The organism is Thiothrix lacustris DSM 21227 (assembly GCF_000621325.1).
Taxonomy (GTDB): Bacteria; Pseudomonadota; Gammaproteobacteria; order Thiotrichales; family Thiotrichaceae; genus Thiothrix; species Thiothrix lacustris.
Map to the genome: position 1 here is coordinate 49693 of NZ_JHYQ01000023.1, position 21365 is coordinate 71057.

A 21365-nucleotide genomic window follows, 5' to 3' on the forward strand; every position below is an offset into this window, starting at 1 on the left:
ACAATGTTGGTATGTCTTAACCACTGGATACTGACTCAATGCTTAGCCCACTCGTTTTCGTTTCCCACGGGTCACCGGATGTAGCCCTGCAAGACGGTGCAACCCTGCAATGCTGGCAACAACTGGGTACAACCCTGCCGCGCCCGCGTGCCATTTTGCTGATTTCGGCGCATTGGGAAACACCGCAACCCGTGATCAGTACTGCCAACCAGCCCAGTACTATTCACGATTTCGGCGGCTTCCCCCAAGCTCTGTACCAGATGCAATACCCCGCGCCGGGAATGCCTGAACTGGCGGAACGGGTCACGCAATGCCTCGCGGTCAACGGCATTCCCCTGACCCAAAACGCCCAACGCGGGCTGGATCATGGCGCGTGGATTCCGTTACGCAGCCTGTATCCGCAAGCCGATGTGCCGGTGGTGCAGCTTGCGATTCAGCCGGTGGCGGGCACGGCATGGCATTGGCGCTTGGGGCAAGCGCTGCAACCGTTGCGTGAAGAAGGGATTTTGATCATGGCATCGGGAGCGGTGACGCATAACTTCGGCTGGCTGGCACGTCAGGGCGCACCTGTGCCACAAGCGCAAGTGTTCAGTGATTGGTTAGGGGAAAAACTGGCAGCTCGCGATGTGCCTGCGTTGCTAGATTACCGCCAGCAAGCGCCTTATGGTGCGGCAGCGCATCCTACGGAGGAACATTTGCTACCGCTGTTTGTGACGTTAGGGGCAAGCGATGCGGATGAAACGCTTACCCGCTATACGCCGGAATATTGTTATGGTGGGCTAGCGATGGATGCGTATGTTTGGGGGGCTTAAAGAAACCCCGCCACCAGCGCATTAAACCGCGCAGCGTGTTCAATCTGCGTCCAATGCCCGCACTGCCCGAACACATGCAGTTCAGAACGGTCAATCAGACCCAGCAAGTCATAGGAATTCTGCAACGGAATCACCTTGTCATCGCGCCCATGCACAATCAGCGTGTGGTGCGGTAAAGCACGGATGTCGTCCTGCTGGCTGGTCATCGCATCCACCCATTGCTGACGCGGCGCGGGGAACATTTGGGCAAACGATTCCTGAAAACCGGGGCGGATGCTGGCTTGATAACGCAATTCCGCCAATTCATCCGTCACCAAAGCACGGTTGTAGGCAAAAATGTCCAGCAGGCTTTTCATGATTTCGATGGATGGCTCATAGCCCCATACCCGATCCAGCCCGTCGGTAATGGTGAATGGCACGCCAACACTCCCCATCAGCACCAGCTTATTGACCCGTTCTGGGTGATGGATAGCCAATGCCAATGCCAAGCCACCACCGAAGGAATTGCCTACTACCGAAGCTTTTTCAATCTCCAACGCATCCAGCAAACCCACCGCCTGCGCCACCCAGTTACCCATGTTGTAGACAGCATTGGCTTGACGTTCGCTAAAACCAAACCCCGCCATATCTGGCGCTATCACCCGGAACTGCTTGGCAAGTTCGGGAATGGTCAGCCGCCAGTTTGCCCACGCACTTACACCGGGGCCAGAACCATGGATCAGCAACACCGGCTCGCCCGCGCCTTGGTCATGGTAATTGGTCATAATGCCCGCAGCACGGAGGCTATTGGCAACTTCAGGATTTTGTGTCGTCATCTGTATTCCTTTAAATGCTTTTGAACAGCGGGCTTTTGGGCGCGGCATCCTTGCTTGCTTGTGTGTAGAAGTTTTCCATATACATGTCGCGCTCAAACAATCGGCCTTGTATCAGGGTAGTGATACAGGCATCAATCATCGGCGGTGGCCCGCACATATACGCCTTGTGTCCAGCAAACTTACCGCCAAAATGTTCCCGTGCCGCCTCATGCACGAAACCGCGTAAACCTTCCCAACCCGAATCAGCAGGCTCACTGGACAAGACCGGCAAGTAGGTAAAATTGGGGTGTTCCGCCGCCAGTTCCTCGAACAGTTCGCGGTAATACAGTTCGGCTTGGTTGCGTGCGCCATAAATGAAAGTGATCGAGCGCGTTTCACCGTGCTCAAATAACTCCAAAATCATCGACTTGGGACTGGAAAGCCCCGAACCACCGGCAAGGAAAATCATCGGCTCAGGCGCGGACTCACGCACAAAGAAACGCCCGTAAGGGCCACTGAAACGGATTTCATCCCCAATCTTGAGTTCGTTATGCAACCAGGTTGTACCTTTGCCACCGTCAACCAATGCCACATTCAGCTCGATCAAATTACGCTCAGATGGCGGGCTGGCAATCGAAAACGCACGCGGCGTGTCTTCCATGCCCGGAATCAGCAGGTTGATGTAATGCCCTGCTTGAAAGTCGATGCCATCGTGTTCAATCGCCAGAAAGATGCTCTTGATGCGCGGTGTCAAAGTGTCGATCTTGGAGACCACCCCGACGAAATCACGTACCGGGTGGTTGTGCGCATCCGGCTCTTCCTCAACGTCGGCCTCAATCGTCAGGTCACTCAACGGGGTAGCACAACACGCCAGACATTTACCTTCCTCGCGTTCGATGTCCATCAGCGCGAATGGCGAAGCATCACCGTGGAGAACCTCACCCTCCAGCACCGTGACTTTGCAGCTTCCGCACAAGCCATGCCCGCAGGCATGTGGCAAGTAAATCCCCGCCCGCAACGCCGCATCCAGCAGCGTTTGTCCCGCTTCCACCTCGATGGTGTCGCCAGTGGGGTCTATGGTTATTTCGTATGTCATGGGCAAATATCTCCTTGAAAAAGCCGCTTTGCCCTCATGAGACAAAGCGGAGACCGGACAGTGGAGGAGTCAGTCAGTTGCCGGTATTGTTGTAACCCTTTAGCCCCGGCGTGCGGAAACGGATCAGCGACTTGTGACCGATACCGTTATCCTTGAGGCTCAGCCCCATATTGGGGTGGAACAGTTTGCCATCCAGCATCCATTCCACCTTGTCCCACTCAATCAGCGGGAACTCTGGGTGCGGCCCCAATACACTGGGTAACACTGCGCCCGTCAATGCCGCAAACGGCATGTCCGGCGGCAGCGGGTAGGCATTAGCAGTGGAGATGCTGGTGTGGTAATCCCAACCGATGTACACCAACTGGTTGCCGTGGAAGCGGTCAACGCTATCCATCATCACCACCGGGTATTCACCATGAATTGCTTTAACAGTCATATTTCTGCTCCTTACGCTGCTGCTTTTTCTTCGGCGGATTCGGTGTCGCTGCTGGCTGCGCCCGTGGTTTCACCGTGCATGGCTTTCCAGCGGGTTTCATCGGCAGAACCGGCGTAATCACCGCCATCTTCCGGCTTAAAGTGATACCAGTTGAGGATGTCGGGAATCGCCGCGCCGCCACAATTACCTTGGAAAATTTGATGCACTGGCAGCCACGCATGAACGTATTTTTCCGGCTCGTGATCGAAAATGTCCTTGCAACCGTCGGAACAGGTATGGAATTTCTCACCGTTGAATTCACTGCTGCGGTAGGAAATCTGCATCGGGTCATCTTTGCTGACTTCAGTAAACAGCATCGGAACCTGGCATACCTGACACAATTGCGGCAAGCCACCGTTTTGGAAACGCTTACCTTCTTTCGCCATTTGCGCCCACATTTCGTAGCGCGGACGGTAATATTTGTCGAAGGTGTTGGGATACTTTTCAGACAACCAATCCATTTTCTTCTCGTCCGGCAACCAGAAATGCATGGAGGCAGCATGGGCGTAGTTATACAGCGTGCCCCACACCTGATGGCTCAAGTGTTCAGCTTCAGCAGTCGCTTGTTCGTGGTATTTCGGCATCCGCAGACCATAGCGGGCAAGGTCGTTGAACAGCGCACCTGCATTCTCGACAAAGTAGATTTCCCACGCTTCTTTCCACGACATCGGGCTTTCCGGCAACATGTAGTCCTGCATCGCTGACACCAACGCCAGTACGCGGTAAGCACGCCAGAAATGTTTGTCGATCCAGCCCTGCACGATGGGGATGTTATCTTCATGCTGTTCTAGCAGGAACTTAATGAGTTCCAAGCCCAACGTCATGTGGCGTGATTCGTCCGATTGTGCGGAAAAGCCAAAGGTCACGGTTGCCATATCACCGTTAAACGCCGCGCCGGACATGAACGGCACGAACAGCAAATTGGTCAGCAGGTATTCAAACGCAAACGATACCGATGTGATGAACTCAAACGGCCCAGCAGATTTGGCATCGTCAAAATACGATTTCGGTACGGACAAATACCACACACGGTCGTGCATGTGGAACGGGTCATGCATCCCGTTGAAATGCTTGTTGTAATGGCTGATGGTGTGGATTTGCGTCTGGGTATGGCGCAATTCATCCAGCGATTGCATCTGGCAGGCAATCTGTGCACCTTCGCCGCTGAACTGGCGGGCTAGCCGTGCAAAGCCACGGTGCGCCTGATATTCCAGCGGGGTAACTCCCTGAATGAACAGCTTGAGCGCATTCACATAGGTGGCATCCGCCAAATTCAAATGGGCGTTATTTTGGGCGAAACTGTCCATCACAGCATACAGTTTCTTATCCTTTTCCGCCTGATATTTCCAGTAAGCATCAATGGTAAGGCGAAACGGATCTTCCCATTTGCTCCAGTCGGTGATCTTGATGCCCTCGTAGCTTTCGTTGGAAAACACTTTTTCTTTCGATTGGTAAGTCGGTTCCCAACCCAAGCCACGGGTCAGTAACTCGTAACGCTTACGCATGTTTAATTTTTTTGCCATGTTCAGTCCTCCTCTGTTCAATGACGGGTAATGCGGAAATAATCGTCGTCTTCATCAATGTTGCCGGACAGTGAAATCAGCGTCAGGTGCAGTTCCTGCAAGTCCACGTCACGGCCTGCCAGCTCTTCCACTACCGCGCGGGTAATGCCAATTTCGCCCATCGCCTCAAACCGAATCATGCCCGGTTGATGGATGATGGTGGCAGCAGGATTTTCCTGCGTCAGTGCCTCGATGAAAGGACGCGCATCCGCCGTGTCCTGAAAAATCATGAATACTTTGCCATCAGACATATCAGCCTCCTTACACCTTGATGCCTTGTTTCGCCAACCGTGCCAACAACTCCTGTTTCACTTCTGCCACCTGTTGCGCAGCAGCATTCTCGCCGAACGCCAGTTGTGCCAGCGGCAGGACAGCCTGCTCCAAACGTGCCACCCATTGGCTTGTCCATGCGCTTAGCAACTCGGCGTTGGCAGGGGATTCAGCAGCGGTCACTTTCATGAGCTGATTAGTCCAACGCACCGTTTCGCCATACCATTCATTCATGAACTGGGTCAGCATCAGGAAAGTACCGCCACCTTGCGCGGTCAACGCGGGGATGAAACGTTCGTACACCAGCGGGTAAATCAGCCCATCCAGCACGATGTTTTGCGCCACCATGATTTCAAACCAGTCATCCAGAACGAAGGTGTCTTCCATCGCATGGCGCAACGGTTGCCATACGGGGGCATCCAGCCACGCAGTTTTGGCGGCTAACAGGGTGGTTTCTTCATTTTCGTCCAACAGCAGCGCGATACGGGACAGGTATTGCGCCATACCAATGCGGTCAAAGCCGTTAAAGGACGCTAGTGAGGTAATAGTTGTGCCGTAGCCACGGTCGCAAATGTCCTGATTGTTCATGTTTGCGCCGTATTCCAGATGACGCAATGGAATCAACACCTCACGGATTTGTTGCAACACCGCAGCGGGTACACCTTGCAACAGGTTGCGCTTTTCGATCAGCTCAAAATTGCTATCCATCACTTCTTGCTGCTTGGCACGAGCCGCGACGTAAGTCGTGTAGTAATACTGGCGCGGATCGGTGAAGCTATACCAATCCTGCATCACGATAGCGGTACGGCTGGCATCGAACAGCATTTTGTCCGGCTCCCAACTGGGCGGGTAGTGGAAATTGCAGGTGGGTTGAATGTCGTAAACCGCTTCCTGATAGCGCGAAGCAGGCTTGTTTTCCCCCACGCGGCGGGCGGTGTAACCAAAATTGGTGCGTAAAGGTTTGACCTCTTTCGCAGCGATATTTAATGACATTGATGGATTCTCCTCTCTCTTGAAAAAAGCGGTGGTGCTTGCGTTTAGTGTTTGAGACCGGGTTGCCCGTAACGCCATTTCAGGCGGTCGAAATCAACTTGCGCTTTCTGCTCGACAGTCAGTTCTTGCGCGTGTTGTCGCTGGCAAAACGTTTTGAACTGCTCAAACGGCAGCAGCAGTTCCACGAATAGGGTCGGGTCGCCAATCGAAAAATCGAACTCGACGAAACGGTTATTGCGTACCCCGGTGACGCGCACGAAACGGGGTTGTTCTGCCAAGACAGGTGTGTTTGGCTGCATGTGATTGCTCTCCTCCAAAGTACAACGACAGTCAGGTCAATGTACTAGAGCAAGTGTCGTGCCAATAACATTATTTTTATATTTTTCAGTAATTTATAAAAAATAGAGAGAGGAAGTAAAAAGCATTATCGTGATCAATTAAGCAGGTGGTAAATACCGGCTTGACGATTTGGATACATCACGCCAAGCCCAGCTTCTTCAACCGATACCGGCACTGCGGCCCACTGATTCCCAGCAGTCGCGCCGTTTCCAGCACATTGCCTTCAGCCTTGTTAAGGGCTTTCTCCAGAATCTGTTTTTCCAGCGTTTCAAAATCAACACCGGACTGCACCATGCGTGACAGCAAATCATCCAGCACGTCCGGCTTTGCACCCGGTTCGAGGTTGCCGTGCTTGCCAATCACCATGTAGTCGTCGGCGGGTGCTGGCATTCCCATGCAGATATGGTTGGACTCAATGCGGGCATTGTTTTCTGCCAGAATAACGCCGCGCTCCAGAATGTTTTCCAGTTCGCGGATATTGCCCGGCCACTGATAGGCGAAAAAGCGCCGTAAGGTGTCATCCGTTACCCCCAGTATATGCTTGCCATATTTCTGGTTGTATTTGGTGATGAACTTCTTGATCAGGCCGGGAATGTCAGTACGCCGTTCACGCAGCGGCGGAATGGTAATGGGGAACACGTTGAGGAGGTAATACAAGTCAGCACGGAAAGTACCTTCGCGCACCCGTTCCAGCAGGTTGGCATTGGTGGCGGCAATCAGGCGCACATCCACTTTGATCTTTTCCGTGCCACCGACGCGCTCGAATTCGCCAGTCTGGATGGCTCGCAGCAGCTTGGCCTGCGCCCGCGTATTCAACTCCCCCAGTTCGTCGAGGAACAGCGTGCCGCCGTTGGCACGTTCAAAGCGCCCAGGACGGGATTTATCCGCGCCAGTATAACCGCCTTTTTCCACCCCAAACAGTTCCGACTCCACCAGTTCACGCGGTAAAGCCGCACAGTTGACTGCAATGAACGGGGCATTCTTGCGTGTGCCCATCTGATGCAGGGCCTGGGAGAAAATTTCCTTGCCCACACCCGTTTCACCCAACATTAGCACCGTGACATTGGTTTCTGCCGCCTTGTGCAGCAGGTACATGATCTCTTTGATTTGCGCGGATTCGGCAATGATGTTTTCAGGGCGGGCTGATGCGGTCATTTCCTTGCGCAGGAATTGTACTTCCTCTTCCAGTGAATGCAGTTTCTTCGCCATGGACTCGAGTGAAAACAGGTCTTTCAGTTCGTCGGCATCTTCCCAGTCTTCCAGCGGCTTGCCAATGATGCGGCACTGTTTGTCGCCTTTGCCGACGCATTCCACTTCCTTGAAATAAATCGGTTTACCCATGAAAACGGTAGTATAGCCAGTGGCATAACCTAACAGGTTCCAGCATACGGCATGATCGGAGATGCCATACAGCCGCATGTGTTCGGCGGCTTCAAACGAGTTTTCCCACGTAAATTCGCCATAGAAACGGCCGGTTTCCACGTCCATCTCGACCTTAACGGGTTCAACGCTCACCATTCCTTCGAGGGCGTGCAATTGTGGCCCGATAATGAATCTGTCCATCACATCAGCTTGGGCACGGATGTTTTTGGCAAGCTGTATGTCCGACTGGGCAGCGGCATAGCCCATGCGCATCAGGATACCGCGTGCGTACTTTTCGCCAAATGATTCAATCAGTTCACTACGCATCGAACCAAACGCCGAGGCGTGCAGCAAAATCATGCGCTGCTGCCCCAACCAAATACTCCCGGAATCTTCCTCAAAGCGGATCATGGCCTTCAGGTCTTGATTGGACGGGTAGGTAAATTTTTTTCCATAATGACTCATCAACAGACACTCCTCAATGACTGTTTCCTCTCTACGCTCAAGCATAATAGAATCGGAGTGGGATGCAAGATATATCGAGATTTATTATAATATCGAGATTTTAGACATTAACAACTGCAAAGGTACGCACATGCGATTCATCATTATCGGAGCCGGAGGCATCGGTTCCTATTACGGTACAAGGCTGCAACAGGCTGGGCATGAAGTGCTAATGGTGGCACGCGGGGAACATCTGGCACGGATGCAGAGCGACGGTTTGCAGGTACATCACCCCGAATTTGTATTCCATGCCCCGGTCACAGCCTGTTGCCAACAGGAACTGATGGAAAACTATTCCGCACAGGATGCCGACCTAATCATCCTAACCCTGAAAGCTTCCCAAACTGCCAGTGTGCTGCATGATTTACACGACTGGTTGGCAAGCACCAATACTCCGCTGCTTTCCTTGCAAAACGGGGTGGATAATGAAATCCAGATTGCCGAATGTGTCGGACGGGAACGTACCGTCGGCGGATTGGCTGTCAGGATCGGCGGGCATATTGTTCAGCCCGGTGTGGTAGAGGCTACCGGCCCGGCACAGATTATTATGGGCGCATGGCCTCGCACTGATCTTAATCCAGCACTGCAACAACGGCTGGAGGTGTTTGCCTCGGCCTTCAATGCAGCCGGAATTCCTACCCGCCTGACCGCCCGTATCCAGCATGAACTGTGGCTCAAGCTGCTGATCAACAATGGGGTAAATCCACTGTCGGCACTGACCGGGCTGGATACCCGCACCCTGACTTCCCACCCCGTTTATGGTGACACGGTTTACCGTTTGATGCAGGAGGCGGCAGCAGCAGCCCAAGCCGATGGTGAACACCTGAGCCAGCAGGAGGTGGACAGCATGTACCAGCTCATTTGTCAGTTCGATGCAATTAAAACGTCCATGCTGGTGGACAAGGAAAAAGACCGCCCTCTGGAAACCGCTGCTATCAGTGGAGCGGTGCTGCGGCGTTGCAGGCAACTGGGCATTCCTGCGCCATTGACTGCTATGGTGGATGCACTGTTAACAACTTTTCCTAAATGAATAACCTTCGATGAATTGGTTAATATCATTAAAAAATCCAAATAAACCTGAGTAATCAATATATATCAACAGCAATTGACTATTCTATTTCGATATTTTTCACGATTACTTACTTGATCAATGAAATTAAAATTAATAATAAACAGAATTTTTATTTTCCGATTGAATATTAATAGGTGCTTCAGGATAAAAAACTCATTAATAAACTAAATTAATTTTGTTACTTGTCTTCGAGATGGATGATGCAAGTCTTCAGCTAAATGCACCACCACACCCACCATACGACTCACTTCCGGCATAAAATCGAACTGCGGCTGCGCCTGCTGCGCAAGCCTGTTGAGCCGGTGCAGTGCATCCTCCGCACTGGAAGCATGAATCGTGCAGATATTCCCCGGATGCCCCGTATTCCATATCGAAATCAAATCATAGGCACTCCGATCCCTCACCTCCCCCACAATAATCCGGCTCGGATACTCCCGCAATGAATCAAAAATCGCCTTAGAAAGCGTCAGCTCCGGCGGGTTCACCAGTTTCCTGACCAGATTCTCCACCGGACACTGCAATTCCAAGTTATCTTCAATCAGAACCACCCGATCATTAGAACCTGCAATCTCATGCAGCAAGGCATTCACCAGCGTAGTCTTGCCTGAACCCGTACCACCAGCCACCAGAATGTTCTGCTTATCCCGAACGGCCTGTTTCAGGGTCTCTGCCTGCTCACGGGTCATGATCCCCTGCCCCACATACTCGTCCAGCGTATAGATGCGCCGCGCAGGCAAACGGAAATTAAACGTCGGCCCATCCACACTGTAAGGCGGGATGGATGCCTGCACCCTAGCCCCCCAATGGGGCAGCTTGGCGGCAAGGCTTGGCTTATCCGGGGTAATCTCCATCCCTGCCTCGGTCGCAATCAGCCGGATAATCCGGTTAGCTGCTTCGCTATTGAGAATAATCCCGGTCTTGTACATCCCCACACCCTGCTCATTCACCCACACCTTGCCATCCGGGTTGAGCATGATCTCGGTAATGGTGTCTTTCTCCAGCCAGGGTGTAATCGACCCCAGAGCTGACTTGAGCATATCCAGACGGCGTTTGGCTGATTCGCTCATGCCTTACCCTCCCCTTCCATATCCAGCAAGGCACGGATGTCCTCGTTCTTTAACAGGTTGTCTTCAGCAACCTGGGCAATGAAAGTCTTGTGTTGCCTGATCTGGTGCTGGATAAAGGTAATGAACTGGTCAAACCGCTCTGCCGCCATGGCCTGCGCCGCTTCTTTCTGCCCACTCGGTAACGGCGGGTTATAAGCCAGCCACATCTGTACAAAACCCGCTAACCCCGCATCCATCACATCCAGGTTGCGCTCCATCCGCCCTACCCCACGCCGTAACCTGCCCAGCTCCCGCAAGATCAGGGTTGCCTGACTGGAATCATCTAGGTATTCACGCAAGGCAGCCTCCACAATACTGCCCTGTGACTGCCCCTTGGCAGCAGCATAGGCTTCCAGCCGTTTCTTGGTATCGTTCTGTATCCTGATATTCAAAGCCGCATAAGGGACTGACTTACTCATAACGGCATCCCTCCCCCACTCGGCTGGCGTGACTGTTCGATAGCCCGCTGCCTCCCCAGTTGCCGGTTACGCTCCGTGCGTTGCTGCTCCAGTTCACGCATTTTGCGTTTTTCCGCATCCTGATGACCATCATCCATTTCCAACTTGGGTTTTGGTTTTTCGGGCGGTTGCCGGTCATCAATAGATATGCCCCATTCCGGGTTATGCTGGATTTCCCCCTCCAGCAGTACACCACCCGCAATCCCCGCTGTTGCAGCATTGCCATTAGCACCTGACGGATGCTCTGGCTCCACTGCCGGGGCTGGCAGATGTAACCAGGCACTGGGAAGCCCCAGCCCCTTGAGTTCTTTTCCCTGTAATTCGGCGGTATCAGGGCGTGGCAACTTTGCCCTGCCCATGAAGCGCCTGTCTTCGTAGTACCTGACCTTCAATCCCCGATAAGGTGGGTTTCCGCCCACCATCACCAAGGCTTCAGTAGCCGGAAACTGTAGCACTTCACCCGGTGTCAACAAGGCACGCGGGGATTCCTGCTCACTGACCATGACGTGCCCCAGCCACGGCGCAAGCCGGTGGCCTGCATAGTTGGTTTGCCGCCGGTTTTCGGTCGCTGTCCCCAGCATTTCTGAGATACGTTTGGCGGTGCGGTCATCCAGTGTGCCGTAAGTGACCCGAATATGGCTGTTGTCGAGAATGGAGTTGTTCGGCCCGTAGGCTTTTTCAATCTGGTTGAGGGACTGCGCAATCAACAAGGCGCGGATACCGTAACCTGCCATGTAGGCCAGTTCACTTTCAAAAAACGTCAAGCGTCCCAAGGTCGGGAACTCATCCAACAACATCAGCAAGTCATGACGGTGTGGCTTGCCATCCTGCCCCATGCTTTCCGTCAGGCGGCGGCCTATCTGGTTGAGCATCAGGCGTATCAGCGGACGGGTACGGTCAGCATCACTGGGTGGGACAACGATATAAAGGCTGACCGGGTTCTTGGCGTTCATCAGGTCAACAATCGTAAAGTCACTAACAGCAGTGTTACGGGAAATGATCGGGTCACGGTATAGCCCTAGGAAACTCATCGCAGTGGACAGGACACCGGATAGCTCATTCTCACTCTTGTTCAGCAACTCACGGGCGGCAGAAGCCACCACTGGATGTACCCTGTCACCCAGATGTCTGCATTGGAGCATGTGGTTCAGGGTCTTGAAAAATGTCCGGTCAGGGTCACTCAGGAACTTGGCTACCCCCGTCAGGGTTTTGTCCGGTTCCGCATAAAGGACGTGCAAGATAGCCCCGACTAGCAGGGAATGCCCGGTCTTTTCCCAATGATCCATGCGATCCTTACTGCCATCGGGATCCACCAGGATGTCTGCAATGTTTTGCACATCGCGGACTTCATTTTCCCCTTTGCGCACTTCCAACAGCGGATTGAAACGCACCGAGAAAGAAGCGGTCGGTTCAAACCGCAGTACATGGGAAAACTGTTTGCGCCAACCGGCGGTAATGTCCCAGTTCTCGCGTTTCATGTCATAGACCAGCACCGATGCCCGCCAGCTTAGCAAGGTCGGGATAACAATCCCCACCCCTTTACCGCTGCGGGTAGGTGCAAACACAAAACAGTGTTCCGGGCCATTGTGCCGCAATAAGGTACGCTCACGGTCTTGCGTTTGTGCCAGCACAATCCCCTCGTCCGCCAGCACACCGGCCTTCTTCATGTCTTTCAGTGTCGCCCAACGGGCAGTGCCATAAGCATCCGGGTGTTGGTTACGTTTGGCGCGGTTCACCGACATGAACACAATCACCATGAAAATGGCAAACACCCCGCCATAAATGATCAGGGAACCCTGAAAGAAAACGGTCTTGGCGTAATAGTCGTACTGGTACAGCCATGCCCAATATTTCCATGGCCAGTAACACGGTGTCCCGAACACATGGTAGGCAGGCTCACCCAATGCCTCCTGATACCCCAGTTTATGTGCCACAAACTGGGTCGCCGTTTGCAAGGCAATCATGGCTCCGATGAAGGCCACGATGAACTGTCCCCACAAGATGGTTGTGCCACGCATTTGACTCATCGTGCGATCCCCTTCTGAATCTGTTTACTCCACGCCCTACCCTGCGGGTTGATGCCAATAGCCATGTTCATGCCTTTGGGTGGCAGGGGTTCCTGTTTCCACGGAACCATGGAAAATTCCTTACTGTTGGCTACCACGGCATAGCGGCGGTTGGATGGGACATCGACTACCCCCAACACCTTGCCTTGCATGGATTCACCGGCTGCCAACGGGCGGAAAGATAGACCCGTCTTTTGCTTGATCTGTGCCGCCAGTGTCTGGCGTTCCATGTCGTCCAGTACCGAACGGGAAGCCTGTGTCCCGGCTTCCAGCCCCTGCCCCGTTAACCATTGCGCCCGTAACGCAGCCGCATTGCGCAACTTGATGGCGACACCCTGCGGTCTGCCGTCTTCCACCAGCGCATGGTAATGCTCATCTAGCCAAGTACGGCCACGGTAAGTGACTTGGGTATCTATAGGGAGTTGGTGCTGGGCAACGAACACGGTGCGGGTAGTACGGCTGTCTTTTTGTGCCAATGCTTGCACTTGGTCAGGCAGGTTTTCCGGGATTTGCCAGCGATTACCCTCAATGGACTTCACCACACCCAGATTGGAGAGCGTGTTCAAACGAAGCTGGTGAGCGTGAAGGTAACTCTCTTGCTGTGCGGGGGTAATCTTCCCGGCCTCTATCGCCCAGGTTGCATGGGATTCAGCATGGTAAATCCCGTCATGCGCAGCAGCGTAACCGGCAATATTCCAGTCAGCCGCTTTGACGGACTTTTCTTCCAGTACCTGCACCCGGATAACCTGCCCGACCCTAGTTTCCTCTTGGGCAAGGTTACTGATCGGAACTTGATGTAAAACGCCATCACGGCTTCCCAAAATGAGGTAGCCTCGCTCGGACATTTCATCACTAAGGCCACGGTCAAGAACTACCCCTTCCAGCGGCGTGACGGTAGCCGGGTCATGCAGGCGGTAGCCACTGGCGGGATGCCCTAACTGCTGTTCTGCACGTTTTAGCCGGGTCATCGCCTCATCGTATTGTCCCAGTTGTTTCAGTTTGTCCGGTAGGTGGTCTGCCAAACGCCATTGTTGCCCGGCAACCTTTTCTGCATAGCCAAAACGCTCCAGTTCCTGCAAACGTCCCAATAACCGCGAGCGTTGCAACCGGGCAGCCGGGGTATCCCCGGCAATATCAAAGGTAATGCGGTTATCCTGGGATTGCTGGATCAGTTCACGGTCGGCGCGGGTGAATGACTTCGCCTTGATTTCTTTCTGGATGGAGTCACGGATTTCGTGTTCCAGCCGGTGGCCAAGTTCTTGGGTTGCCAGCTCGGCGGCACGATGGCGGATACCGTTAGAGATGTACTCACGGTCAATGAAAACTTCCTCACCTTTTTGGTCAAGACCGTGGATCACAATATGGGTGTGGGGGTTATCCGTGTTGTAGTGGTTAATGGCCTTCCAGTCCAGCTTGCGTCCAAGGTCTGACTCCACCTGTCCCATCAGCTTGCGGGTGTAATCTTTCAGATCCAGACGTTCCGCATCTTCCGGTGAAACAATCAAACGGAACTGGTGCGGCTCACCTTCACGAATAGCATCCACTTCCTGACGCTGGATCCCCTCCCCTTCGCGGTCAAAAAAGCCCTCACGTTCTGTACCCTGACCTGTCCCTTCACGGTCAAGGTAACGCAGGTGAAGTTTGGCAGCACCAACCCCGTAAGCGATCATTTTGATGACTCTTGCTTTGACCACCACCCGGCGGGATCCCAGGCGTTCAGGGGTACGGGTTGCAGGGGCTGAGACACCACGAATGGGTCCAATGCGCGAGGGTTTCAGGTTGGAAAGACGTTTAGGCTTCGCACTACCACGGCGCAAGGAAACGGCAGGTTCTCCCTTCTTTTTCGCCCGCAGGTCAACCCGAAGTGGGAGGTCGTCGTAAGTGTCCTTTTTACCCATCATGACATCCTGTAGAATGGTTATTGCTTTAAATACAATAAGTTGTTATCAGCAAGCTACAAACCTACACACCGTTGTAGAATCATTTAGTGTGGGTTTTCAGGGACTTGAAAAGTACCTGCTACAATACCTTTATCTTGCACTACACATTTCCCTACAAGCTAACCGCTGACGAGCGGTATCTTTTCCACTACTACATGATTTAGCTGGGGTGTCACCCCAGACCCCAAGGTATTTACCACCAGGATGATGGGACAAAGAATACCCAAGGCAATACAAGCCGTCTGGGTGGACAGGCTCTTGCTGTGCTGGGTAGCCCTGATCAGGAGAGGTTTAGCGGGCAGGCAGGTAAGGCAACGGGGGTAAGGTATGCTTGTGCATCCGTTCAGGGCAGAAACCGCAGAACGCTTGCAGCAGGATTGCAAAAGGTTTTGCAGCGGCAATGCAGGATACTTGCAAAATTGGGTGCAACAAATGCTGCACCATTCTCAGTTTTGATAGCCCCAGACAAGGCTTGCCTTGCCGTAAACTGTCGCCTCATCCACTTCCCCAAAATAGCGCGAATCCAGCGACAACGGGTTGTCTTTCAGCATCACCCAAAGGTGTCCAGTTTGCACAGTATGGCAACCATCCAGTTGCGGCATGGGCCTGCCTTTCGAGTCGCTTAGACTGGTTTTATCAAACCACTGACCATTCAGGGTAATGTCTGTCTGGTGGATGCAAATGGTATCCCCTGCCTTGCCGACTACCCGTTTCAACAGCCGGTCATACAACGGGATCCATCCGCGTTCCTGCACCAACGGACGGAAATGTTCCGGGATGTCGAATGCCACAATGTCACCGTAGGTATAACCGGGTTCGACCTTGTAAAAACCTTTCGGCAAACTGCTGGTAGTGTTCCAGATCAGCAGCGGGGTTTTCATTTGTGCCACGGCGATGGTTGCCAGCACACACCCCATCACCACCAACAACAGCACGATGCGTCCACGCCAGTGCATATCACCCTCCTTCCCGAATAAATCCCAACCCATGTTCTGTTGGCTGATACAGGCTAACCCATTATCTGCCATCCATTCCCCGTTATGTAACAGGTGATATGTACCCTAAAATGTCTAGTCTGGTTGCGCCACAATCGCCAGACTACCCTGCCCTTTTGCAGCTACTAATGGTCATCCACAGTGAACGGTAATCTCATACAGGCTGCTATAGTAGGCCACTCCCCAAACCACAAAGGATGCACACCTGCATGACCTGCATTTACCTCGCTGGGCCATTATTCACGGAAGCGGAACGCATCTGGCACACCCAGACCAAGGCATTGCTGTTGCAGTCAGCGGCACAACGAGACATGGCTTTGAATGTCATTTGGCCTTATGAACTGATCACGGCAGAAGAGATCACCGCGTTGGGCAATGCTGCCCGACAAGAAATATTCCGGCGCTGCAAGGATGGCCTAGACAATGCCCATATCGTGGTTGCTCTACTGGATGGAACACAGGTGGATGACGGCACAGCTTGGGAGATAGGTTACTTCTTCAGCCGCAAATCAGCAGGGCAAACTATCATCGGTATCCGCACCGATTTCCGCAAAGCCGGTGAATCCGCCACTGCTATTGTCAATGCCATGATTGAGATGGCTTGTGACAGGATCGTGCATGACCGAGATGATCTGGTGGGTGTTGTCTTGCAGGCATTGGAACAGCCATCAGCTCGCCAGCGATAGCCGGAATCTGTAGCATAAAGCCCGGTTAGCTCCCATCAGTAGCAGGTAGCTTTGCCAATATCCAATCTGGTTGGTAGCGTTTGCCTGCCAACAGGGAATCCCACAGGATGAAGGTTTCGAAAGGGATGGTGGTGAGGTTGGTGTGGTTATCCTTGAGCAAGCGGAAGGTCTTCAACAAACGTTGTACCCGTAGTTTCCCTGCGGCCTCCAACAACAGCACCACAGGCTTTTCCAATCCCGGTAATGAATGCTGACCTGCTCGGTTGCGAACCACCCAGGCACTGGCCTGACCACTACCCGCCAGCACATAACAGAAGGTTTGCCCTTCTTCAAACAGCAGTCCTTTGTGCTGCTTACCTGCTACAACTTGTGCAGGACGGCCTACCACCAGACGCAGTGAATACAGCCCATGTTTGCCTGTCAGCAGCAGATTTGGGTATGCGTCCGGCATTAATGGTGTGCTGTCTGGGTGTTTGCAGGATTGCTGTTATTATTCTTTTGTACCGCAGCCAGTTGTTGGACTTCCAGTTCACGGATACTTTTTGCCATGCTGCGTGGCAGGTAAACAACCACAGGTTCCCAACCCTCCGGGATACCTTGTCCCGGCATGATTTCCCGCATCAGACCAATAGCGGCTTCACGGGCAGCATCCAGTTCTGATAGGTTCAGGTGCTGCCATGCAGTGGCAACCCTACCAACGGATTTCCTGACGGCCTCTTTGGAAATATCCAGTACAGAGGCTGCTGTCTCCAGCGTTTCTCCTGCAACCAGTACCCGCCATGCTGCTTGTTGGGGACGTTCCCTAAAACGTTTCAGGGTGGCAACTGCCCGCCTGAAGTCATCCTCTGACAACCTACAGTTGATCATGGATGACCTTTAACATCGCTTTGTTGAGGACAATCGTGCGGGTTGGTGTTTGCAGGAAAATCTCTTCGTCTCCTACCCGGAAATTGACTACATTTTCCGGCTTATGTTCTGCCTTTGGGGCAGCTTTGGGTTTGCTTCCGTCCTGTTGCACACTTGCAGGTACTGGTTTGTGTTCAACAGGAGCTACAACATTGGCAATAGCCGGTTTTGGTTCGGTCTGAACAGGTGTAACGGCCTCCATTGACCCGGAATTTGTAGCAGATACGGGGGTTTCGTCCTGGTTAGCACTGGCTGGCTTTGGTCTGTCCATCTGGAAAAACAACTCGGCTACTTTCTCCCGCAAACTGCCCCGTGATTCCGGGTGCTGGATCCAGTTTTCAATGAATTGTTTGCCCTCTTCCAGGTGCTTTTCCGTGAAACGGGCGAGCTGGTAAGTACCCATTACATCGGTGCTGTCACCCTCTTCAATGAAGGTTTCGATGATCCCACCAACAGTGCCAATTTTGACCCGCTGCGAGATCCACGCCTTGGGTTTTCCCAGTGCCTCCCCGGCAGACTTGGCTGATCCACAAAGCTCACACATTTTCATGACTGCCCGTACTTCATCCAGCAAAGTGAAGCCTTCCCGGTCAATGTTCTCAATGATCTGGGCTGCTGCTAGGGCAGTTTGTTCAAATTCGCGTACTACAGCAGGAATGGTATTCAGACCAGCAATCTGTGCAGCCCGCCAGCGACGTTCACCGGCCACAATAATGTAGCTGTCAAACGCATTCCCATTACGTACCACAATCGGTTGAATGACACCTTGTGCCTTGATGGAATCCGCTAGTTGCTGCAACTTTTCGGGGTCAATCGACTTGCGGGGTTGTTCTGGGTCGGGGGAAATCTGGTGCAATAGCAACTCGGCGATGACGGTAGTATCTGCTTCCAGTTCTGCGGCTAGGGAACCTAGCCCGAAATCATCCTGTTTCATCCTTTGTTCCTCATGCCCATTTTTTCCATAATTTCCGCCATGACTTCCAGCATCTCGACTGCGGCTACCCGTGCAGCACCACCGTTGGGTTTGTCCCATACAGCCTTGCTGTCGTAGGCAGCATTGGCAATAGCTGAGCGGTCTGCCAGTGGATTAGCAATCAACTGTCCCGGCAGCAGCTCCTGGAATTTCTTCACCATTTCCACCTGTTGTGAATTCCGGCTGTTCCAGCGGTTCAGCACCAGTCCGAGAAATTTCAGGGACGGGTTGTGTTTGCTGCGCACTGCCTTGATTTTGGCGTACAGGGACTTGACCCCACGGATGCTGTACGCATCAGGGATAACAGGAGCTACAGCAAAATCAGACGCAATTAACGGGGCCAGCATGGAGAATCCCATGGATGGAGGGGTGTCCAGGATCACCAGATCAAAAGTGGCAGCGAAGCTGCGCAAGCGTTGCCGATATAGCTGCACGCTCTCAAACGGCAGGCGTTCAATTCCCAATAATCCGTTGTCAGCGGGTATCAGTTTGAAGTCTTCACCGTCAATGCTATGCATGGGTGCTTCCTGCCCTTCCAGAAACAGGGCTGATGCTCCGGCTGTAGGTGACTCAACATTGAAGAAAGCACTGATATTACCTTGGGCATCCATGTCGATGATCAGGACAGATAGCTTCTTGCTTCGTGCATACAGGGCAAGGTGTGATACAAGGGTGGTTTTTCCTGTCCCCCCTTTGTGGATCGCCACCGTCAGGATTTTTCCCATGGATGTCCTCGTGTAGTCAGGTTTTCATTTATAGCCGTAAATACAACCTATATAACAACCTATAGAGGTGCATACCATTGGCTTTAGCAGTATCTTAGACCTAATAACCGAAAAAACAACCTTCAAAGGGTTAAGCGGGGAAGTTTTACATGAAAAACTCGAATCCCAACCCGGAATTTGTAGCACGAAACCGGAACCAGTCACCCAATTCCTGACTAGAACGCCTTTACTGGCTAAAAATCCAACCAATGTAAAACCATCCCGCTATCACTACTGCAAAATAATGCCCATATCGCCCTTTAATTTCCCAAAATCGTCAGTCAGGAGAAGAAATACATCATCATCCTGGTATAAATACCTTGGGGTTTGGGGCAACGCCCCAAGACAAAGAGCGTATGACCGAAGGGAATTCCTTGTAGGCTGTCCGTAGGACAGGGCGAAGCACCTTTAGGTGCGAAGGGTTGGGTCTTTTTACCTTGAAGTGCTTGGTTATCCACAGATTTTTGTGCGTCTATTATGACTTGTTTTAAATATTTATCTTGTTTTCTTTTTTTAAGATTTTAGGATTGGATTTCTTTTTTGTTATCATTGGGTTACAATGGTTATCTGCTACAGATTCCGGCTGTTCGTGCTACAGATTCCGGGTTCAATGCTACAGATTCCGAGTTCGTGCTACAGATTCCGGCTGTTCGTGCTACAGATTCTGACAATCCACATTTTATCAACAAGATACCAACAGAGTTATCCACGGATTTTTGTGCTATCCTTCTGCTACTGCTACAAATGTTTGTAGTTGTAGCAGCTAGTGAAGGATTGCAGCACGTGGATGATATTACCAACTGGAAAGTTACCAAATCCAATGAACTGGTGAAAGCGGGTTATACGTTGAGTTTGAATGAGCAACGTCTGATCTTGTTTTGTATTGCCCAAATTGACTCAAGGAAGCCTTTTTCACGTATCAAGGCGGTGACTGCGGCTGCTTTTGCGGCTGCCTATACGCTTGAGACTCGCCATGCTTATGAAGCCTTAGAGGATGCAACAGAAAGGCTGTGGAACCGGGAAGTAAAGACCCGGTTTGAAGATGGCAGGGTTGAGAAGGTTCGTTGGGTTAGTAAGGCGACGTATGACAGGGGTAATGGTCGGGTTACGGTGAATTTTTCCCCTGAGATACTGCCATTTTTGACGCTGTTGAATGAGCGTTTTACCAGTTATGACCTGCGCTACATATCACATCTGACCAGTACGTATGCTATCCGGGTTTATGAGTATCTTAAGCAGTACGTGAAACTGCGGTCTTCTATCCGTGTGACGCTGGTAGATTTCAAGGAAATGCTGGAGTTGTCAGATTCTTATATGCGTTTTGCCAACTTCAAGGCACGTATTCTGGTTCCAGCCGTTGAGCAGATTAACTCGCATACAGACTTGCGGGTATCTTGGGTAGCAATCAGGGAACAACGTTCGGTGGTGGCGATTGATTTCCGTTTCACAAAGGCATCGCAACAGGAAGAATTGCCCTTGTTGCCGGTGGTGGAAGATTTGGACGAGAGTGAAGCAGCCTAATTGCTACAAATTCCGGGTTGCCGGAATAATATAGGGTGTCCGAAGACACCCTTGCATGTGGGACGCTTCCGCATCACCCTGGGCGGTCATCGGCTCCTCAGCCTGTACCGCACTTATGACTATAGCACATCGTCCGCATTTTCCTGAATCCTGACATTTTGCCGTCCTGCTGGTATTTTGTGACGTTCGTCCTGCTTTACTCCCCTTGGGTACGTTTTTAGTCGATGGCACTGAAAATCAGGCTGGCTTCCGGGTGTTGTTCAGCATAATCCAACAGCAGGTGGTACATGTCGCCACAGGTTTCGCACCCTTGGAAAGACAGGGCTGAGTAGGTAAACAGGCAGGCGACAATACCGGCAGCATCCGCGCTCATTTCCCCTGTAAAACCGTTTCCATCCCATTCGATAAGCAGTTTATCCGCCCTGCGTGGAGCCATGTAAAAGCTGCTGTTTGACAGGGTGTATAACTCCCATTGTCCTCCCTGATAGGTGCTGCATAGCCTGTCCATCAATTGGTAGACCGTTTGTTCTACTTGGGCGAAGCGCATCCCGAACAAGGCAGGCATTACCTTCATACGTTCAGTTTCAGCGACTTTATGGGCATTGATAGGTTCTTTTACTGTTTCATCCGTCATGGTTTTGTCCTGTTTCTGCTTGCGGTGTGTCCCAGCA

The 21365-nt window shown here is 52.3% G+C and carries 23 protein-coding genes; 4 read left to right on the plus strand and 19 right to left on the minus strand.

Features of this window, described 5'->3' with window-relative positions; all coding sequences use genetic code 11:
* The first annotated feature begins 38 nt into the window (after positions 1-38).
* Positions 39-812, plus strand: a complete 774-nt coding sequence (locus Q394_RS0112120; RefSeq protein WP_028489518.1) for a dioxygenase family protein — start codon at positions 39-41, stop codon at positions 810-812.
* Here Q394_RS0112120 and Q394_RS0112125 read toward each other — a convergent pair.
* The 8 genes from Q394_RS0112125 to Q394_RS0112160 all read right to left on the minus strand — a co-directional run bounded on the left by Q394_RS0112125 (position 809) and on the right by Q394_RS0112160 (position 8168).
* Positions 809-1627, minus strand: coding sequence for an alpha/beta fold hydrolase (locus Q394_RS0112125; RefSeq protein WP_028489519.1), 819 nt, complete (start codon positions 1625-1627; stop codon positions 809-811). The two genes, Q394_RS0112120 and Q394_RS0112125, sit on opposite strands and share 4 nt — an antisense overlap.
* A gap of 10 nt (positions 1628-1637) precedes the next feature.
* Positions 1638-2702 (minus strand): NADH:ubiquinone reductase (Na(+)-transporting) subunit F, encoded by a 1065-nt coding sequence (locus tag Q394_RS0112130; protein WP_028489520.1) that lies wholly within the window; start codon positions 2700-2702, stop codon positions 1638-1640.
* 73 nt (positions 2703-2775) lie between these two features.
* A complete protein-coding gene (locus Q394_RS0112135; RefSeq protein ID WP_028489521.1) occupies positions 2776-3138 on the minus strand; it encodes a phenol hydroxylase subunit P4 in 363 nt (120 codons plus the stop codon).
* A gap of 11 nt (positions 3139-3149) precedes the next feature.
* A complete protein-coding gene (locus tag Q394_RS0112140; protein ID WP_028489522.1) occupies positions 3150-4700 on the minus strand; it encodes an aromatic/alkene/methane monooxygenase hydroxylase/oxygenase subunit alpha in 1551 nt (516 codons plus the stop codon).
* A 17-nt stretch (positions 4701-4717) separates the two neighbouring features.
* Entirely contained in the window at positions 4718-4990 is a 273-nt protein-coding gene (locus Q394_RS0112145) for an MmoB/DmpM family protein (RefSeq protein ID WP_028489523.1), read from the minus strand.
* Positions 4991-5000: 10 nt separating this feature from the next.
* On the minus strand, positions 5001-6002 hold the full coding sequence (locus tag Q394_RS0112150; RefSeq protein WP_028489524.1) for an aromatic/alkene monooxygenase hydroxylase subunit beta: 1002 nt from the start codon (positions 6000-6002) through the stop codon (positions 5001-5003).
* Between the two features lie 44 nt (positions 6003-6046).
* The gene (locus Q394_RS0112155; RefSeq protein WP_028489525.1) at positions 6047-6301 is read right to left on the minus strand and encodes a phenol hydroxylase subunit; all 255 of its coding nucleotides are present in this window, start codon (positions 6299-6301) and stop codon (positions 6047-6049) included.
* Between the two features lie 178 nt (positions 6302-6479).
* Positions 6480-8168 carry a sigma-54-dependent Fis family transcriptional regulator gene (locus Q394_RS0112160; RefSeq protein WP_028489526.1) on the minus strand — a complete coding sequence of 563 codons (1689 nt, stop codon included), beginning with the start codon at positions 8166-8168 and terminating at the stop codon, positions 6480-6482.
* A gap of 130 nt (positions 8169-8298) precedes the next feature.
* Between Q394_RS0112160 and Q394_RS0112165 the strand changes: the two genes are divergently transcribed.
* Positions 8299-9237, plus strand: a complete 939-nt coding sequence (locus Q394_RS0112165) for a ketopantoate reductase family protein (protein WP_028489527.1) — start codon at positions 8299-8301, stop codon at positions 9235-9237.
* A 206-nt stretch (positions 9238-9443) separates the two neighbouring features.
* Here Q394_RS0112165 and Q394_RS20140 read toward each other — a convergent pair whose 3' ends face one another.
* The 6 genes from Q394_RS20140 to lepB form a co-directional block, all read right to left on the minus strand.
* A complete protein-coding gene (locus tag Q394_RS20140; RefSeq protein WP_051543366.1) occupies positions 9444-10346 on the minus strand; it encodes an ATPase, T2SS/T4P/T4SS family in 903 nt (300 codons plus the stop codon).
* The gene (locus tag Q394_RS21525; RefSeq protein ID WP_051543368.1) at positions 10343-10804 is read right to left on the minus strand and encodes a ribbon-helix-helix protein, CopG family; all 462 of its coding nucleotides are present in this window, start codon (positions 10802-10804) and stop codon (positions 10343-10345) included. The genes Q394_RS20140 and Q394_RS21525 overlap by 4 nt, the downstream gene beginning before the upstream one ends.
* Positions 10801-12870 (minus strand): IncP-type conjugal transfer protein TraG, encoded by a 2070-nt coding sequence (gene traG / locus Q394_RS20150; RefSeq protein WP_051543370.1) that lies wholly within the window; start codon positions 12868-12870, stop codon positions 10801-10803. The genes Q394_RS21525 and traG overlap by 4 nt, the downstream gene beginning before the upstream one ends.
* Positions 12867-14810, minus strand: a complete 1944-nt coding sequence (locus Q394_RS0112185; protein WP_084260450.1) for a DUF3363 domain-containing protein — start codon at positions 14808-14810, stop codon at positions 12867-12869. Before Q394_RS0112185 ends, traG begins: the two co-directional genes overlap by 4 nt.
* 330 nt (positions 14811-15140) lie before the next feature.
* Entirely contained in the window at positions 15141-15281 is a 141-nt protein-coding gene (locus Q394_RS22445) for a hypothetical protein (RefSeq protein ID WP_156946858.1), read from the minus strand.
* Between the two features lie 14 nt (positions 15282-15295).
* The gene (lepB, locus tag Q394_RS20155) at positions 15296-15877 is read right to left on the minus strand and encodes a signal peptidase I (RefSeq protein WP_051543373.1); all 582 of its coding nucleotides are present in this window, start codon (positions 15875-15877) and stop codon (positions 15296-15298) included.
* Between the two features lie 176 nt (positions 15878-16053).
* Between lepB and Q394_RS20160 the strand changes: the two genes are divergently transcribed.
* Positions 16054-16530 (plus strand): nucleoside 2-deoxyribosyltransferase, encoded by a 477-nt coding sequence (locus Q394_RS20160; protein WP_084260451.1) that lies wholly within the window; start codon positions 16054-16056, stop codon positions 16528-16530.
* 25 nt (positions 16531-16555) lie between these two features.
* Here Q394_RS20160 and Q394_RS0112205 read toward each other — a convergent pair whose 3' ends face one another.
* From Q394_RS0112205 to Q394_RS0112220, 4 genes are read right to left on the minus strand one after another with little or no spacing between them, the layout of a single operon-like run.
* The gene (locus Q394_RS0112205) at positions 16556-16981 is read right to left on the minus strand and encodes a hypothetical protein (protein WP_028489529.1); all 426 of its coding nucleotides are present in this window, start codon (positions 16979-16981) and stop codon (positions 16556-16558) included.
* On the minus strand, positions 16981-17397 hold the full coding sequence (locus Q394_RS0112210) for a TrfB-related DNA-binding protein (RefSeq protein ID WP_028489530.1): 417 nt from the start codon (positions 17395-17397) through the stop codon (positions 16981-16983). The genes Q394_RS0112205 and Q394_RS0112210 overlap by 1 nt, the downstream gene beginning before the upstream one ends.
* Positions 17384-18370 carry a ParB/RepB/Spo0J family partition protein gene (locus Q394_RS21530; protein ID WP_051543375.1) on the minus strand — a complete coding sequence of 329 codons (987 nt, stop codon included), beginning with the start codon at positions 18368-18370 and terminating at the stop codon, positions 17384-17386. The genes Q394_RS0112210 and Q394_RS21530 overlap by 14 nt, the downstream gene beginning before the upstream one ends.
* A complete protein-coding gene (locus tag Q394_RS0112220; RefSeq protein ID WP_028489531.1) occupies positions 18367-19134 on the minus strand; it encodes a ParA family protein in 768 nt (255 codons plus the stop codon). Before Q394_RS0112220 ends, Q394_RS21530 begins: the two co-directional genes overlap by 4 nt.
* A gap of 822 nt (positions 19135-19956) precedes the next feature.
* Between Q394_RS0112220 and Q394_RS20170 the strand changes: the two genes are divergently transcribed.
* Positions 19957-20694, plus strand: coding sequence for a replication initiation protein (locus Q394_RS20170; protein WP_169735896.1), 738 nt, complete (start codon positions 19957-19959; stop codon positions 20692-20694).
* 217 nt (positions 20695-20911) lie between these two features.
* Here the strand turns inward: Q394_RS20170 and Q394_RS0112230 are convergent, their stop codons facing one another.
* A complete protein-coding gene (locus Q394_RS0112230; RefSeq protein WP_028489532.1) occupies positions 20912-21328 on the minus strand; it encodes an antirestriction protein in 417 nt (138 codons plus the stop codon).
* Between the last annotated feature and the right edge of the window lie 37 nt (positions 21329-21365).

Coding starts and splice junctions, on each gene's coding strand:
- Q394_RS0112220 (WP_028489531.1), bottom strand. CDS start 19,134: ATGGGAAAAATCCTGACGGTGGCGATCCACAAAGGGGGGACAGGAAAA.
- Q394_RS21525 (WP_051543368.1), bottom strand. CDS start 10,804: ATGAGTAAGTCAGTCCCTTATGCGGCTTTGAATATCAGGATACAGAAC.
- traG (WP_051543370.1), bottom strand. CDS start 12,870: ATGAGTCAAATGCGTGGCACAACCATCTTGTGGGGACAGTTCATCGTG.
- Q394_RS0112155 (WP_028489525.1), bottom strand. CDS start 6,301: ATGCAGCCAAACACACCTGTCTTGGCAGAACAACCCCGTTTCGTGCGC.
- Q394_RS20160 (WP_084260451.1), top strand. CDS start 16,054: ATGACCTGCATTTACCTCGCTGGGCCATTATTCACGGAAGCGGAACGC.
- Q394_RS20140 (WP_051543366.1), bottom strand. CDS start 10,346: ATGAGCGAATCAGCCAAACGCCGTCTGGATATGCTCAAGTCAGCTCTG.
- Q394_RS0112205 (WP_028489529.1), bottom strand. CDS start 16,981: ATGCCGGACGCATACCCAAATCTGCTGCTGACAGGCAAACATGGGCTG.
- Q394_RS0112130 (WP_028489520.1), bottom strand. CDS start 2,702: ATGACATACGAAATAACCATAGACCCCACTGGCGACACCATCGAGGTG.
- Q394_RS0112135 (WP_028489521.1), bottom strand. CDS start 3,138: ATGACTGTTAAAGCAATTCATGGTGAATACCCGGTGGTGATGATGGAT.
- Q394_RS21530 (WP_051543375.1), bottom strand. CDS start 18,370: ATGAAACAGGATGATTTCGGGCTAGGTTCCCTAGCCGCAGAACTGGAA.
- Q394_RS0112150 (WP_028489524.1), bottom strand. CDS start 6,002: ATGTCATTAAATATCGCTGCGAAAGAGGTCAAACCTTTACGCACCAAT.
- Q394_RS0112125 (WP_028489519.1), bottom strand. CDS start 1,627: ATGACGACACAAAATCCTGAAGTTGCCAATAGCCTCCGTGCTGCGGGC.
- Q394_RS0112140 (WP_028489522.1), bottom strand. CDS start 4,700: ATGGCAAAAAAATTAAACATGCGTAAGCGTTACGAGTTACTGACCCGT.
- Q394_RS0112160 (WP_028489526.1), bottom strand. CDS start 8,168: ATGAGTCATTATGGAAAAAAATTTACCTACCCGTCCAATCAAGACCTG.
- Q394_RS0112230 (WP_028489532.1), bottom strand. CDS start 21,328: ATGACGGATGAAACAGTAAAAGAACCTATCAATGCCCATAAAGTCGCT.
- Q394_RS0112210 (WP_028489530.1), bottom strand. CDS start 17,397: ATGATCAACTGTAGGTTGTCAGAGGATGACTTCAGGCGGGCAGTTGCC.
- Q394_RS0112165 (WP_028489527.1), top strand. CDS start 8,299: ATGCGATTCATCATTATCGGAGCCGGAGGCATCGGTTCCTATTACGGT.
- lepB (WP_051543373.1), bottom strand. CDS start 15,877: ATGGCAGATAATGGGTTAGCCTGTATCAGCCAACAGAACATGGGTTGG.
- Q394_RS0112120 (WP_028489518.1), top strand. CDS start 39: ATGCTTAGCCCACTCGTTTTCGTTTCCCACGGGTCACCGGATGTAGCC.
- Q394_RS0112145 (WP_028489523.1), bottom strand. CDS start 4,990: ATGTCTGATGGCAAAGTATTCATGATTTTTCAGGACACGGCGGATGCG.
- Q394_RS0112185 (WP_084260450.1), bottom strand. CDS start 14,810: ATGATGGGTAAAAAGGACACTTACGACGACCTCCCACTTCGGGTTGAC.